We start from the raw sequence: 647 nt of genomic DNA on the forward strand, positions 1-647 counted from the left end.
CTGTTACTTCTATCTGCTTCACATCATCCACAGTTTTAGCCTTTTCAATCGTAAAATTGATTGGGGTTGGGTCTAAGTCATAGCCAAATGGCGCAGCCATTTCAATGAATTGGTAGTCACCAGGTTTTAAGTTATTAACGAAGATTTCCCCTTCATCGTTTGTTTTTAACCCTTCCGAGATGACTTTTCCGTCTGCAGTTTGTAGGGAGAATTCTACTTCCACTAAAGGTGCATTTTCATTGTCAATATCCACCTTCGTTAACACAACTTCACCACGGATTAATTCATTTTCTACCATGACTACAAATGCTTCCTTTTGGCTTTTTACAATTTCGAAGGCAATTGGTTTTGCATCCAGTTGGTAATAATCTGGTGCTTTCGTTTCGATAAATTGATAGTTTCCTGGTTTCAGATTATCTACCGTTATCCTTCCTTCGGCATCTGTTGTCAATTCCTCTTGAATTGTTTCTCCATAATCCGTTTGTAGTGCAAATACTGCACCTTCTAATGTAAGTTTATTATCGTCTTTATCAACTTTGATCAGTTCAACAGAACCTGTAATTAATTCATTCTCCGCTTTCACAGTAAGAGTAATCTCTTGGCCTTTTTCAATCGTAAAGACGATTGGTGTTTCGTCTAATTTGTAA

Annotated in this window: 1 protein-coding gene; it reads right to left on the reverse strand. The window is 37.2% G+C overall.

Translation table 11 applies throughout. From position 1 onward, the window contains the following. A partial coding sequence (locus ACFPM4_RS19090) for an MSCRAMM family protein (protein ID WP_382355354.1) occupies positions 1 to 647 on the reverse strand: 647 nt, incomplete at both ends.

This window comes from Lederbergia graminis (assembly GCF_042655485.1).
Taxonomy (GTDB): Bacteria; Bacillota; Bacilli; order Bacillales; family Bacillaceae_C; genus Lederbergia; species Lederbergia graminis.